The 13,560-nt window shown below is 72.3% G+C and carries 10 protein-coding genes; 3 read left to right on the top strand and 7 right to left on the bottom strand.

Annotation, left to right across the window (positions count from 1 at the left end; genetic code table 11):
- Positions 1–345: 345 nt before the first annotated feature.
- The 3 genes from ACFFRH_RS23145 to ACFFRH_RS23135 all read right to left on the bottom strand — a co-directional run bounded on the left by ACFFRH_RS23145 (position 346) and on the right by ACFFRH_RS23135 (position 2,613).
- On the bottom strand, positions 346–1,281 hold the full coding sequence (locus ACFFRH_RS23145; protein ID WP_344746923.1) for an NAD(P)-dependent oxidoreductase: 936 nt from the start codon (positions 1,279–1,281) through the stop codon (positions 346–348).
- A 266-nt stretch (positions 1,282–1,547) separates the two neighbouring features.
- On the bottom strand, positions 1,548–1,853 hold the full coding sequence (locus ACFFRH_RS23140) for a DUF2470 domain-containing protein (protein WP_344746924.1): 306 nt from the start codon (positions 1,851–1,853) through the stop codon (positions 1,548–1,550).
- Positions 1,854–2,103: 250 nt separating this feature from the next.
- The gene (locus ACFFRH_RS23135) at positions 2,104–2,613 is read right to left on the bottom strand and encodes a heme-binding beta-barrel domain-containing protein (protein ID WP_344746926.1); all 510 of its coding nucleotides are present in this window, start codon (positions 2,611–2,613) and stop codon (positions 2,104–2,106) included.
- Between the two features lie 67 nt (positions 2,614–2,680).
- Between ACFFRH_RS23135 and ACFFRH_RS23130 the strand changes: the two genes are divergently transcribed.
- On the top strand, positions 2,681–3,043 hold the full coding sequence (locus ACFFRH_RS23130) for a DsrE family protein (RefSeq protein WP_344746927.1): 363 nt from the start codon (positions 2,681–2,683) through the stop codon (positions 3,041–3,043).
- Positions 3,044–3,276: 233 nt separating this feature from the next.
- Here the strand turns inward: ACFFRH_RS23130 and ACFFRH_RS23125 are convergent, their stop codons facing one another.
- The 4 genes from ACFFRH_RS23125 to ACFFRH_RS23110 all read right to left on the bottom strand — a co-directional run bounded on the left by ACFFRH_RS23125 (position 3,277) and on the right by ACFFRH_RS23110 (position 11,116).
- Entirely contained in the window at positions 3,277–3,993 is a 717-nt protein-coding gene (locus ACFFRH_RS23125) for a type 1 glutamine amidotransferase (RefSeq protein WP_344746928.1), read from the bottom strand.
- Positions 3,983–5,269, bottom strand: coding sequence for a MurT ligase domain-containing protein (locus ACFFRH_RS23120; RefSeq protein ID WP_344746929.1), 1,287 nt, complete (start codon positions 5,267–5,269; stop codon positions 3,983–3,985). The genes ACFFRH_RS23125 and ACFFRH_RS23120 overlap by 11 nt, the downstream gene beginning before the upstream one ends.
- A gap of 383 nt (positions 5,270–5,652) precedes the next feature.
- Positions 5,653–8,625 (bottom strand): ATP-binding protein, encoded by a 2,973-nt coding sequence (locus ACFFRH_RS23115; RefSeq protein WP_344746931.1) that lies wholly within the window; start codon positions 8,623–8,625, stop codon positions 5,653–5,655.
- Between the two features lie 550 nt (positions 8,626–9,175).
- Positions 9,176–11,116: a hypothetical protein gene (locus ACFFRH_RS23110; RefSeq protein ID WP_344746932.1), complete on the bottom strand. Its 1,941-nt coding sequence runs from the start codon at positions 11,114–11,116 to the stop codon at positions 9,176–9,178.
- Between the two features lie 176 nt (positions 11,117–11,292).
- Between ACFFRH_RS23110 and ACFFRH_RS23105 the strand changes: the two genes are divergently transcribed.
- Both ACFFRH_RS23105 and ACFFRH_RS23100 read left to right on the top strand, forming a co-directional pair.
- Positions 11,293–11,940, top strand: coding sequence for a hypothetical protein (locus tag ACFFRH_RS23105; RefSeq protein WP_344746933.1), 648 nt, complete (start codon positions 11,293–11,295; stop codon positions 11,938–11,940).
- The gene (locus ACFFRH_RS23100; protein WP_386159484.1) at positions 11,937–12,653 is read left to right on the top strand and encodes a hypothetical protein; all 717 of its coding nucleotides are present in this window, start codon (positions 11,937–11,939) and stop codon (positions 12,651–12,653) included. Before ACFFRH_RS23105 ends, ACFFRH_RS23100 begins: the two co-directional genes overlap by 4 nt.
- Positions 12,654–13,560 lie beyond the last annotated feature (907 nt).

Below are 13,560 nucleotides of genomic sequence, written 5' to 3'. Positions count from 1 at the left end.
CTTCCCTTTCCAGCGCCTTCCTGCTCCATCACCCCGCTTCCGCGAAGCCCTCTTCCGAAGCCCCTTCCGGAAGCCGTCCCTCCTTCGCGGGGCCGCTCCTCCTCCACAGGACCACTTCTCCCTTCGCGGGAGTCCCCTCACGGGCTCCGCGGGCCTCGTGGATCAGCGCCTCCCTCACAGGACCGCTCACCCTCGTGAGAGCGCCTTCTCAGCGCGCTCATCGCGGGGTCGCGCCTCCCCGTGAGGGTGCCTCTCATCGCGAGACGCTTCTCGTCTCGAAGTCTCGAAGTCTCGAAGCCGCGTCGGCCGTCTCGGTCGTCTTGGCCGTCTCGGTCGTCTTGGCCGTCACTCCTGGAAGCCGGGATTGGCACAGTGCAGCGGGCGTTCGCCGCCGAGGATCCTGACGATGTCCTCGCAGATCATCCGGGTGTGGTTGATCTCGGTGTCGTAGGTCCCCGAGCCCAGGTGAGGGGTGAGCACCACGTTGTCCATGTCGGCGAGCGGATGGGCCGGGTCGAGCCACTCCCCGGCGAACCGGTCGAGGGCCGCGCCGCCGAGATGGCCCGTCTTCAAGGCTCCGACGAGCGCGTCCATGTCGTGCAGGGCCGCGTCCGCGGTGTTGACGAAGATCGCTCCGGGCTTCATCGCGGCGAACTCCGTCGCGCCGACCAACCGGCCCGTGGACGCGGGGGCGTGCACGGAGACGATGTCGGCCTGGGCCAGCAGGACGTCGAGCCCGTACCGGTTCTCCGCCGCCTCGGGGTCGTGGACCATGACGCGCATGCCCAGCCCCTTCATCCGCCAGGCCACCGCGTGGCCGACCACCCCGTAGCCGATCAGGCCGACGGTCCGGCCCGCGAGCTCCCACGCGCGGTGGCGCCGGTAGGAGGCCACGCCCTGCCGGATCTCCCTGTCGCCGACCGCCACCCGGCGGGTCACCGCGAGAATCAGGGCGAGGGTGAGTTCGGCGACCGCGTCGGCGTCGCGTCCGGGGGCGCAGACGACGGGGATGCCCTTCGCCGTGGCGGCCGGGAGGTCCACGTTCCCCGCCTCGCTACGGGCGCAGCCCACCACCAGCAGGGGTAGGTCCAGGACCGGACCGGCGACCTCGTCGGACTCGGTGATGAGGATGCGCGCGCCGGTGTCCACGAGCTGCCGGGCGAGCTCGGCCGCCTGGTGGGGGCGGTGGTCGGCCGGGTCGTAGTGGACGTCGATCAGCTCTCTCAGGCGGTTCCACTCCTGACCTCGCATCGGCGCCAGTACGAGTGCTCGTGGTTTCACCGCGCCTCCCTTTTCAGGAAATTTTGGTACCTGGGAGCTTTCCACGAACGCCACGATCGGTCTCGACAGTGATCGGACCGTCATCAACCGACCCACGGGTTCCTCCCACCTCTCGTTCACCGTTCGGGAGGAGGTCCTGGCGAACGCCGGCCGGACGGCACGGGCCAGGCCGGATCACCGCTCCACCGAATCCGGCCCGGCGCGCGGGCGGGCGGGCGGCGTGAGGAGCCGAAGGAGAGAACAGGAGGAGAACGGGGATCCGCCGGTCAGTGCTCGCCGCGAGCGGGGACGCCGAGGGCGGCGCAGGCGTCACGGTAGAGGCGGACGACCTCCATCCGGACCTGGGCGCGTTCGGTCAGCGTGCCGCTCCAGGGGACCCGGACCGTGACGTCCCGCCCGCCGACCACGGCGGCGAACTCGATCGCCTCGGCGTCGACGCCGGTCGTCGTCGCGCCGGTGGCCTCGGGTTGCCCGCCGAGGCCCCTGCAGATCAGCAGCGCGTCATCGGCGTGGTCGTCGTTCATGTGGCGCTTGATGGCCTCGACCACGTCGGGGGTGAAGGGGGTGCTCATGTTCAGAGGGTAGCCAGCGCCCCGCCCCACCCCGTCGCGGGCACCGGGCGCAGCCCCCGCCTCACCCGGTGCCGGAACCGAATCCCGGCGGGAGACGAATCCCCCGTCAGAGCCGAGTCCCGTCGGGAACGCCCCCCGTCCGGGACGAACCTCGGCCGGGACGAACCTCGGTCCTCAGCCGGGACGAACCTCGGACGAGGACGAGGACGAGGACGAGATCAAGGACGAACCCCATCCCCGGGCGCGGCCCTCACACCTCGTCGGGTACGAAGTCACCGACCCGCTTGAGCTCGGCCGAGATGTGGGACTGGAGCGGCTGGCCCATGGCCGCCATGTCGTACGCCCACATCAGATTGCCGTTGACCAGCCCGTAGAGGCGGTGGCCCGCCGTGTACTCCTTGGCGGTCGCGGTGCGGGCCACCACGTCGGTCTGGAGCTCGATCTTGTTGAAGACCACCTCACCGACGTAGACCTCCACGATGCCCGTGGGGTGTGACAGGCACACCTCAAGCTGGCGGCCCGGGAGCTGACGCCAGAAACCGGTCTCCACGCCCAGCGGGCGGACCTTGTCGCCTGCCTCGTCGAGCAGCCAGGTGCGGCTGGTGTAGGTCAGGAACGGCTTGCCGTTGTGACCGAAGACGATCTCCTGGCCGAAGTTGAAACTCTCGATCGTCGGATATCCCCCGACCCCGGCGCCTTCCCATCGGCCCACGAGGAAGGCGATCGGCTCAAGATCGGGATGCAGTTCGGGAACGTCCATGAAAACGAGCCTAGGGCCGCTCGGGTATGGTTCGCGCCGGTGACGCCGGGCCGCATAGGCTTCGAGCATGGCACGATCACTGGTGATCAAGGTTACCGCAGGCGACGACTCACCCGAGCGCTGCAATCAGGCGTTCACGGTGGCCGCGGCGGCGTTGGCGAGCGGGGTTCCCGTCTCGCTCTGGCTGACGGGCGAATCCGCCTGGTTCGCCCTTCCCGGCCGGGCGAAGGAGTTCACCCTCCCGCACGCGGCCCAGCTCGGTGACCTGCTCGACGCGGTGCTCGCGGGGGGCAGGGTGACCCTGTGCACGCAGTGCGCGGCCCGGCGGGACATCACGGTCGACGACGTGATCGAGGGCATCCGCATCGCGGGCGCCTCCACCTTCGTGGAAGAGGCGCTGGGCGAGGGCGTCCAGGCCCTCGTCTACTGAGGTGGCTGAGACAACCGCCCCCGCGGCCACCGGCAGCCCGGCCAGGCCGGGCAGCCGACTTCCCACGCCGACGGGACGCCCCTGTTCACCGGAAAACCCCGCTACCGGGAGCTTCTCGCCACTGAGAGCTCCCCGCCACTGAGGACGTCACCGGGGAGACGTCCCCGAGGAGAGGTCCCCGTCACCGAGAGACCTCTCACCGGCACGCCCCCGTCGGCGACGGCGGCACCTGATCAGTGGGGCAGCACCGCGGTCAGACGCTCCTCGCGGAGACGGTCGAACCAGGAGTCGTCGATCGGCGGCAGCTGAGCGCCCACCGCCCAGGTGAGCAGCAGGTCGGCGAGGCCGGGGTTGCGGGCGAGCGCGGGACCGTGCAGGTAGGTGCCGACGATCTTGCCGGTGTAGCAGCCCTCGGTGCCGTCGCCGTTGCCCGTACCGACCGCCGTACGCGCCAGCGGCCGGATCCCGGCCCCGAGCCGGGTGACGCCCATGTGGTTCTCGAAGCCGGTCAGCGTCGGGATGCCGAGCGCAGGGTCCGCCTCCCCCGCCAGCTCGCCGACGGCCCGGCCCTGGCCGCGCCCGCTGGAGATGTCGATCAGGCCGATGCCGTCGACCGGCTGGCCCTCCTCGCCGCCGAACGTGGTACCGATGATCTGGTAGCCCGCGCACACGGCCAGCAGGGCCGCGCCCCGCTGGACGGCCCGGTGCAGGCCGCCGTCGCGCCGCAGCCGCTCGGAGGCCAGGATCTGCGGCCGGTCCTCGCCGCCGCCGATGAGGTAGATGTCGCCGCCCTCGGGGACCGGGTCGGCCGAGCGCACGTGCACGGTCTCGACGGGGATGCCCCGGCGCTTGGCGCGCTGCTCCAGGACCAGGACGTTGCCCTGGTCGCCGTACGTGCTCAGTAGGTCCGGATAGATCCAGACAAGGCGCAGGGCGCTGTCAGACTGCACGACCGAACTCCGATCGGATCTGCTGGAAGGCGGTGTAGTTGGCGATCACGTCGACCTTGCCGGGCGGTTGCGCGGCGAGCGCCTGCTCGAACGAGCCCGCCAGCTGGAACGGCACGTCCGCCACGTCCAGCCGGAGCGCGAGGTCGAGCCGCCGCTCACCGGCCACGAAGACCGGCCTGCCGCGCAGCACGCGGTAGTCGACGTCCCACAGCCATGAGGTGTCGCGGCCGTCGGGCCCCTGGGCGTTGACGGAGAGGATCACCGGAAGCGAGGAGTCGAGCACGTCGAACGCCTCCAGCCATCCGGCCGGGTTCTTGGCGAGCAGCAGCCGGGCGTGCCGGCCGTCGCGCTCCACCGTGGTGTATCGGCCGGCGACCGACCTGACCTCGCGCAGCCGGGGCAGCGCCCGCTCGACGGGCAGGCCGAACACCTCGGCGGTGGCCAGCGCGATCGCCGCGTTGGCCCGGTTGGCGCGCCCGGGGAGCTGGATGTCGAGCACCCAGCGCTGCCCGCGCGGGTCGATCACCGCGTCGTCGTCGAGGATCCAGGACGGCTCGGGACGCCGGAAGGTGCACTCGCGGCAGGCCCAGTCGTTCTCGCCCGCCTTCGAGGGGGCACCGGCGCCGACGCTGCCGGGCGGGACGTACTCCATGCCCTTGCGGTCGAGGGGGCCGCCGCACTCGGGGCAGCACCAGGAGTCCTCCTTCCACGGCTGGCCCGCCGACACCCAGGTGACCGAGGCGGCGGTGGAGGCGCCCCAGGCCACCAGCGGGTCGTCGGCGTTGGCGATCACGTGGGTGTTCTTGCCCGCCAGCGCCCGGCGCCACTTCTGGGCGAGCAGCCAGATCTCGCCCGCCCGGTCCATCTGGTCGCGGCTGAGGTTCATCAGGCAGATGACCCCGGCGCCGGTGGTGTCGATCACCTCGGGCAGGTACTTCTCGTCGACCTCCAGCACGCCGTACGGGGCGTGCTTGGCCGACGACAGCGCCGAGACGTGCCCGGCGGGCATGTTGGCGCCGAAGGCGTTGGTGGCGACGTCGCCGAGCTCCGACAGCGCGGAGGTGATCAGGCGGGTCGTCGTGGTCTTGCCGTTGGTCGCGCTCACCAGCGCGAGCTTGCGGTCGTGCGCGAGCTTGCGCAGCAGGTCGGGCTCCAGGACCAGGCTCACCCGGCCCCCGATCACCGATCCGTCTCCACGCCCGGTGACCCGGGACAGGGTCGCGGCCGTCCGGCCGAGAGCGGTGGCGAGCTGCGCCCGCAGCGGAAGCTGAGTCATGCCGTCTCCTCGCTTGGCGACCCGTCACGGGACGACCCGGCGGCCGACCGGCCCGGCCGCGGGACCGGAATCACCGAATCGTTCATGCCGCAGATCTTAGCCCTGCTTCGGCACCGTCACCCCCGGGTGGCACGTCACACGCACCCCCCGGTGACGGTGAGGTAAGAAAGCCCTCGGACCCGGTCAGAAGGCACCCGGGAAAGGCCCATGGGAAGGTCTCGGGCAAAGTCCACGGAAACGCTCATGGAAAGGCCCGCGAAAACTCGCGAGACGAACTCACGAGGCGACCCCGCGGAGCACACCCGCGAAAACTCACGAGGCGACCCCGCGGAGCACGCCCGCGAAGTGAACCCATCGCGGGAAGCACCCCCGTCGAACCGTCCTCACTGCTCGGCGAAGGCGAGCTCCGCGGGCTCCGGCGAGTCGGCGTCGAAGGGCAGTACGAACCGGTGCGGCCACGACAGCACGCTCTCCAGCCAGCCCGCCCCCATGGTCTGGGACACGTGCCGGAGCCGGTCGGCCGGGTCGACGCCGATGGTGACCGTGAGGATGTCGCGCTCCACGCTCTCGCGCTCGTCGTCGCCGAGGATCACCCGCCAGGCCAGCTCCCTGTTCCTGTCCACCTCCATGGACAGCGGGTGGTGGCGGAGCGCCTTGGCCCGGTGGCCGAGCAGCTCGGTGCCGCCCGCGGGACGGTTGAACAGGGCGTACTCCATCACCGGCGCGGAACCGCGCGGGTTGGGCGCGGGCTGGCCGTACGGGAAGAGCCTGTCCACCTCGTGCAGCCAGCGCACCTGCGGGATGACCCAGGCGGGCCCCGGCCGCTCGCCGGGGTCGCGGTCGGGGCCGAGCAGCCTGGTCGCGACCGTGGCGACCTGCTCGGTCAGCTTGGCCGGATCGCTCACGGTACGCAGCGACCAGGCGCGGCGGCCCACGCAGCGTTCCACCGTCGTGGCCAGCAGGCACTCGCGGCGTCGCGGCGGGAGCTCCGCCCAGAGTTCGGCGAGCGCCCTGGGCACCCCGGGCACCGGCCGGTTCGTGCAGAACGCCAGCACCAGCGTGTCGGTCCAGATCCGCAGCCAGGCCCATTCGGACGCCCCGGCGAGCAGGTCCGCCTCGCGCAGCTCGACCAGCGTGCACGCCCGGCCGGCGCGGCACTCCTGCCCGCAGGCCGCCGAGCGGCGCCCGCAGATGGGCGGCATGTGGCCGGGGACCGGGCGCTCGCGGTCCTCGCCCAGCGGCACCTGGATGCGCAGCGGCCGGTCCATGCCGTCGGCGAAGACGGCGGCGACGCCGGGCGGGAGCGAGACGACCTGCCGGGACTGCTCCTCGCTCAGGTTCGTCGCCGCGCCGACCAGCTGGCGGTCGTCCTCGGCGGGGAGCCGGTGGATCACCTTCAGCGCGGTGTTCTTCACCACGTCGGAGACGAGCTTCGTGGGGATCTGCTCGGCGACCACGATGCCCTCGCCGTACGCGCGGATCTCGGCGAGCATGCCCGCCAGGAGTTCGACGGCGTGCGTGCTGGCCCGCCCCGCGCCCCGATCGCGGAGCAGCCGGTGCGCCTCCTCGATCACGATGACGTGCTTGAGCCCGCTGCTGCGCTCCTTCCTGGCCCGCATCCGCAGGTGCTCCACGATCCGGATGATCAAGGTGCCCATCAGGAACGCCTTGTCCTCGTCGTTGGCGACGTCCTCGATCGCGAGCACCACGTTGCGCTGGAGCAGGTCGCCGATGTCGGCGGGGTGCCCGCCCTCGAAGAACCGGCCCGCGGAGCCCACCCGCAGCGACCGCAGCCGCAGCGAGATGAAGCCCTCCACGTCGGCCTGGACCTCCCGGCCGTAGCCGATCTCCTTGATCACGTCCATCGCGTGCCGCTGGAGCTGTTCGAGGGTCGGCACGGCGGGCCGGACCGCGGCCCCCGGGGCCGCCCAGCCGGTGACCACGTCCCAGCCGTTGGCCTCGTACACCCGCTGCAGGGCGAGCGACATGATCTGCGGGAACGGCTCCTCGGCGTCGAAGGCCGCCATGAACAGCGCGCGGACCATGTCGATGTGGGCCTGGACCGGGTAGCCGGGCTCGGGGGCGAGCGGGTTGACGCTGAACGGCACGCTCTCCGGGGCCGACGGGTTGATCACGGTCACCGGGGCGAGGTGCTCGATCCGGCCGCCCATCGAGGCGTACTCGGACTTGGCCGGCTCGATGGCCAGCCACGGGACGCCCGCGCCGGTGAGCTGTTCCAGCAGGTGCCTGACGGTCTGGGACTTGCCTGAGCCGGTGGCCCCGGTGATGAACGCGTGCCGGTTGAGGGTGGCCAGCGGGACCTTGAACGAGCCGACCGGCCTGTCCTGGCCGTCGAGGATGGACCCGAGCTCGACGGTGAGCGCGCCGGGCACGGTGTCCGCCTCGCTGGTCACGTCGAAGAAGCCCGCGTCGAGGACCCGTACCCCCGGCACCTCCCGGTGCGGCAGCCCGGCGAGGGCGGCGAGCGCCCCCGCGGTGGCCGCGAACGGGGAGGCCGCGCCGTCCGCCGGGTCCTGCAGGGTGGTGGTCAGCGCCTCGGCGAAGCCGTACACGGGGCCGGACAGCGCGCTGCGCAGGCGGTAGGGGTGGTGGCTCATCTCGGCGGAGCCGACGAGCACCGGGGCGATCTGACGCAGTTCCTCGGGCCCGGCGGCCCCGGCGAGCACCCGGACGTTCCAGAGCCCGGCCTCCCGGAAGGCGTCCAGCTCCTGCATGCGCCGCTCGGCCCGCTCGGCGTCGTAGCGGGAGCGCTCGGAGGCGTCACCGTACTGCCGCAGCACGTTGAGCTGGGTGCGCAGGTGCGCGACCTCGGCGTCGAGCAGGTCGGTCTGCTCGGCCACCACCAGCCAGGCGAACGGCCGGGACATGAGCGTGACCAGCGTCGACTCGAAGAGCGTGGGCCGCCTGATCTCGTCGGCGTCCGGCTCGCGGCGTCCGCCGAGCGGCGGGGCCTGCCGTCCCGGGCAGACGGTCCAGGCGAGGTCCGACAGGTCGCGGAGCCACTCGTCGCCGATCCGGACACCACGGGCACCGCTGGGGAACAGCAGCGGCTCGGGGCCGCCGGGGGCCTGCTCCGCCTCGGTGGCGGCCCTGCGGGGCGGGCGCGGCGGGGTGAGCGGCCCCGCGTTGGTGATCAGCTCCAGCGGGGCGCCGGACCCGCGCGAGAGCCAGCCGACCACGAAGGGCCGGTTGCGCTGGGCCGTGGAGAGTACGGCGGGCAGGACGGTGACGAAGTCCCACTCGGCTGAGGAGCTGCGCGAGGGCGCCGTGATCGCCTGGATTCTGTACCAGGGACCGGTCAGGGCATTGGGCGGACGGGACACACTTGGCTGCATTTGGTCTCCACCCGGGGGACCCGGCTCCAGGCCGGAGGGTTGACGCTTCACGGATCGCTCCGTCGTACCGGCCGACGCATGATCGAGATCGAGGGTAGGTCACCCCCGCAACCACGGTCGAACCTGACTCGGGGCTCGCACCCCGGCATTGACCATCCCATTACGACATACGGACGGCTCGTTGACGCACCCGGCGAAAACACCGCCGCTCGAACGATCCTCACCCGAGCCTCCACCCCCGGACCCACGTCTCCCGGCCCCACGTCTCCCGGCCCCGTACCACCGGAGCCTCCCCCTGGACCCGCATCCCCTTTGACCCGCATCGCCCGGACCCACAGCCCGGATCCGTAACGCCGGAGTCTCCGCCCCCCGAGCCCACGTCGCCCGGATCCGTACCGGCCGTCGCAGTACCGGCCGTCGCGGTACCGGCCGTCGCGGTACCGGCCGTCGCGGTACCGGCCGTCGCGGTGGCGCCCGTCGCGGTGGCGCCGGAGCCTCCGCCCCCGAGCCCGCGCCGACCGGGCTCTCGTCGGCGTGGGCCGGGTTCTCATCAGCGGCGACGCCAGTCGAGCCTGGCCGGGGGCGGCCCGAGGTTGGGCGGCGCGTCCTCGAACGCGCTCGACGCGCGCGGCTCCGCCCTCTTCTCCTGGTGCACCTGTTCCAGCGCGGCTTCCTTGATCTCGTCGAACTCGCCCAGCGTCGTCTTGGGGAAGGTCAGTATGGCCGGGTTGGCATCGGCGAGCCGGACCCTGCGGCCGTCGGCGGTGGCGTCGGTGACGATCACCGAGGTGGTGGGAAGCTGCTGGAGCTGGTGGGGCTCGACGAGGAACTCCCTGGAGCGGTGCAACACCCGCTCGGTCTCCCCCATCGCCTTGGTCGCGCGACGGCCCCACTCGGTGGACTCGGTGATGTCCTCCTTGAGGTCCGCGTGGCTCACGTCGCGTTCCTCGTCGCCCTCCTCGGCCTGGCCGACCGTGGAGACGTAGCCGCCGTCCATCCCGGCCCCGGCGGCGCTGATCGTCTCGGTGAGCTGGGCGAGCTCCAGCCGGTGCTCGGTGCCGACGTGCTCGCTGGCGACCCGGGCGTCCTCGGCGTTGCCGAGCCGCATGAACGTCACCGCCGCGTGCCCGCGCCCGAGCCGCTCCCGTACGGTCGGGGTCAGCGCGCGGTAGGTGAGCACGAGGCCGGTCCTGGAGGTCTCGCAGGCGTCCATGAGCCGGTCGAGCACGTCACCGCGGAGCTTCTCCGCGCCCGCGACGATGATCGTGTGGTACCACGGCCGCTCGGAGGCGGGCGACTGGCGCAGGATGTGGGTGAGTGCCGTCGCCACGTACGTGCCGAGGACGCGGTTGCCGAACACGCCCGCCTGGCGGTCCATCGACACGACCCGCAGGCGCGCGGGCGGCAGGCGCACCGCCTCGGAGCCGAGGGTCTCCAGCTTGCGCAGCTGCGACTCCAGCGCCCACGCCCGCTCGATCACCACCCGGTCGCTGACGCCCCGGCCGAACAGCGTGCCGATCCGCTCCAGCTGGGTGGCGGTGATCAGGCCGAACCGCAGGTCCTCGCGGGGGTCGCCGACCTGGGCCAGGGCGCGCAGGGCGGCGGTGACCTGGTTGATCGTGGCGCTCTCGCCGAGGACCTCCAGGACCCGCTCCAGGATGGCGTTGTCGAACGACAGGTCCCTGGTCGAGCGGTGCTCCTCGCTGACGCTCACCACGTGGGCGAGGACGTCGGCGAAGGCCTCCGGGGCGAGCGTCGCGCCCAGGTCGAGCCGGGGCAGGTCGACCGGCAGCACCCAGACCAGCGGGTCGTCGCCGCCCCTGCGCGCGAGCTCGATCAGGTCCTTGGCGATCGCGCCCTCGGACAGGTCGAGCACGGTCAGGTGGCCGCCGCTGTAGAGGCGGGTCGCGCCGAGCAGAGTGATCAGCGCCGACCAGCCGGGCAGCGTGCCCCCGGCCACGTCGATCCGGTCGATCTCGTCGGGCACCGCCACCGCGTACCAGGTCAGCTGACGGTCGTGGCGCTCCTTCTTCTCCGCCCACTCCCGGTAACGGGCGGCGTGCTCCTCCTGGGCGAGGAAGAGCTCCCTGTCGCGTTCCTCCCGCAGCCGGTCACCGGCCACCTCGCGCTCCTTGATGCGGTGGCGCACCGCCCGGTCGCCCTGGTGGACGGCGTAGCTGCAGAACGCCGCGATGCCACCGGCGGCGATCACCCCGACGGCGGCGAACGACCAGCTGAGCATCTCGGTGACACCGAGGACGAGGATCAGGGTGGCGAGCGCGGCCATGAACCCACGAACGATCTTGACCGGCCGGTTCAGCAGGTCCTCGTTGAGGCGCTCCCTGCGCACCCACTCGGGGTCGAGCGGCTCCGGAGGATTCTCGACGGGCGAGGGTCGCTTGGGAGCCGGACCCGGATCAGGGTGCATCAAGGCGTACTGCCAGCCCAGGTAGATCCGGTCCGCCTGGAGCTGCGCATGCTCTGGATGCACGTCCGCCACGGAACCTCCGCCATCGGGCTCATCGGAAGCCTCGGAGACAGCGTAAGAGTTCGACATCATATTCGGGCAGCGTTCCCGTCAATCCGCTGTATTTTCCCCAGGTTCACCAGTACTTAAGGGACAGATGAGTCGGATGAGACGTACGTCAGCGATTAACATCATTTCTCATGACTCCCCCTTCCGAGGGTCCCACCAGACGGCGCCCCATCGCGGTCCCGCTCGTCGCCCTGGTGACGATCGCCGGTCTGGGAGCCACCGCAGCCGTCGGAGGCTTCGCCACGGCCCCCGAGAAGCCTCCCAAGCGGCTCGGCCAGGGCTCGACCGTGGACCAGGAGCAGTTCACGACCACGTTCGTCGGGTCCCGCACCCTGAGCGAGCCCGGCCTGTTCGGCAGCCCGGCCAAGCGTTTCCTGGAGATCGAGCTCCGGGTCACCAACAAGGGCGACGAGACCGCGATCACGGGACTGCCCTACGAGGGCGGCCTGGGCGGCGGGTCTCTCGGCTCGTCCCTGCTCAAGATAACCCCGGCGATCAAGGGCAAGTACGGCGCGTCGGTGTTCTCCCCCACCGGAGGGGGCGAGAGCACGCAACTCCACCCCGCCCTGCCGACCAGCGTCGTGATCAAGTACGAGCTGGAGGACAGGCAGCGGGTTCCCAAGCAGCTGACGATCGACGTCGGCAAGTACGAGTGGCGTGAGGGGGTCACCCTGTCGCCGGGCTGGTTCCTGGTGACGGAGAACGACGGGGGCGAGGAGAAGCCCGTGGTGACGGCTCAGGTCACGCTTCCCGTCGTGCCGAAGGGAACGCAGTCGTGAACATCTCCTCCCGCCCCCCGTCCGAGGCTCGTCCCCAGCCCCTTCCCCGGCCCGAGAACCGTCCCCCGCGGGACACCCGCTCCGGGACGCCCGCCCGCCGGGGAACCGCAGCGCCGCCGAGCCGGTGGCGCGCCGCCGGTGCCGTGCTGGCCGGGATCGCGCTGGCGGCCTCGGCCGTGGGGCTGCAGGCCTTCCGCTCGGGGATCGCCGACCACGACGCGCCCCTCACCTCGACCGGTGACATCAACGAGGAGGTCACCGGCTCGCGGATCTCCGCGCGGGTCAGGGCGGTGCACGCGGCCAGGGCCATCGCGGCCGCGAAGCCCGGCGGCGAGCGGCAACGGGTGACCGCCAAGGGAATCTTCATCATCGTCGAGGTGGGCGCCACGGCGACCTGGGAGCCGCAGCAGCTGGGGCCTCCCCGGTTGCTGGCGGGCGACGGGCACCGTTACGTGGCCTCCGACAGGGTGGACCAGATGTCGACCATCACCCATCCCTACATCCAGCCGGGCTGGTGGACCGAGGGCGTGACGGTCTTCGAGATCCCGCCCGGCGAGCTCCCGGACGCGCGGATCCTGCTCGCCCCCTCATCCGGTTTCATCATCGAGCCGAACGGACCCGAGATCGAGATCGACCTGGGCCTGGACGAGGCCGCCGCGCGACGACTGACCTCCACCGCGAAGGACGTCTACGAGTTGGCGAGCAGGACCTGATGGGGACGCCGTACCAGGGAGGCCCCGAGGACGAGCAGGGCCGCGACTGGTTCGCCTCGCGGGAGGAACGGCTCGCGCGGGAGGAACGGTCCGCACGCGAGCCCCGGCCCGCGAGAGAGACCTGGCCCGCGGAGGAAGCCTGGCCCGCAGGGGAACGCAGGCCCTCGGAAGAGCCCGGGATTACGGGAGAGAACGGGCCCTCACGACAGAACCGGCCCGCCTCGGAAGATCATTCCTCCACGCCGTCTCACGATCCCTATCGCGGCAGTCCCTGGCCCGCCACCCTCGGCACCTGGCCCGTGCCCCCAAGCACTCCGGGCACCCCCGGCACCCCCGGCACCCCCGGCACCCCCGGCACCCGGGGTGAGCATCCGGCGCGGCCCGGCCCGACGCCACCCCACCCGGCACCTCTCCCCCCGACCCCGCCCGGTGCCGTCGGCGAGTATCCGCCGTCGCCGGGTCCGGTGCCTCCCGGTGCGCCCGGCGCCGCCGGCACCTCCGGCATCCCCGGCGATCCCGGCGTCTCCGGTGCCCCCGGCCTCCCCGGTGTCCCCCTCAGTCACCCGGCGGGTCACCCGGCACCGCCCGGTCGTCTCGACGACGACGCGCCCACGCGGCCTCGCGGACGTCACGCGGAGCGACACGCGGAGCCCCCCGCGCCCCACCGCCCGGGTACCGGCCAGAATCCCGAACGGCCCAAGCCTCCTCGGGCCCGGCGGCTGAACCCGCCCGAGCCCGGGAACCGCCGTGCCGGGCAGGGGTTCCCCGCTCCGGCGCAGCCGGCCCCCGCCCCCCGGCCTCGGCCCACCGCGCCGCCGACGTCCCCCAGCCCTGCCGGCCCGGTCGGCCCGGTCGGCTCGGTCGACCCGAGCATCTCGAGCATCCCGAGCATCCCGACCGGCCCGGC

The organism is Streptosporangium vulgare (assembly GCF_042428775.1).
GTDB classification, from domain to species: domain Bacteria; phylum Actinomycetota; class Actinomycetes; order Streptosporangiales; family Streptosporangiaceae; genus Streptosporangium; species Streptosporangium vulgare.
The sequence above is the reverse complement of the archived record's forward strand: the minus strand, read 5'-3'. Positions and strand labels throughout refer to the sequence as shown.

Excerpts from the sequence above, each read along its gene's own strand:
- ACFFRH_RS23140 (WP_344746924.1), bottom strand. The coding sequence starts at position 1,853 with ATGAGCACCCCCTTCACCCCCGACGTGGTCGAGGCCATCAAGCGCCAC.
- ACFFRH_RS23135 (WP_344746926.1), bottom strand. The coding sequence starts at position 2,613 with ATGGACGTTCCCGAACTGCATCCCGATCTTGAGCCGATCGCCTTCCTC.
- ACFFRH_RS23130 (WP_344746927.1), top strand. The coding sequence starts at position 2,681 with ATGGCACGATCACTGGTGATCAAGGTTACCGCAGGCGACGACTCACCC.
- ACFFRH_RS23120 (WP_344746929.1), bottom strand. The coding sequence starts at position 5,269 with ATGACTCAGCTTCCGCTGCGGGCGCAGCTCGCCACCGCTCTCGGCCGG.
- ACFFRH_RS23115 (WP_344746931.1), bottom strand. The coding sequence starts at position 8,625 with ATGCAGCCAAGTGTGTCCCGTCCGCCCAATGCCCTGACCGGTCCCTGG.
- ACFFRH_RS23105 (WP_344746933.1), top strand. The coding sequence starts at position 11,293 with ATGACTCCCCCTTCCGAGGGTCCCACCAGACGGCGCCCCATCGCGGTC.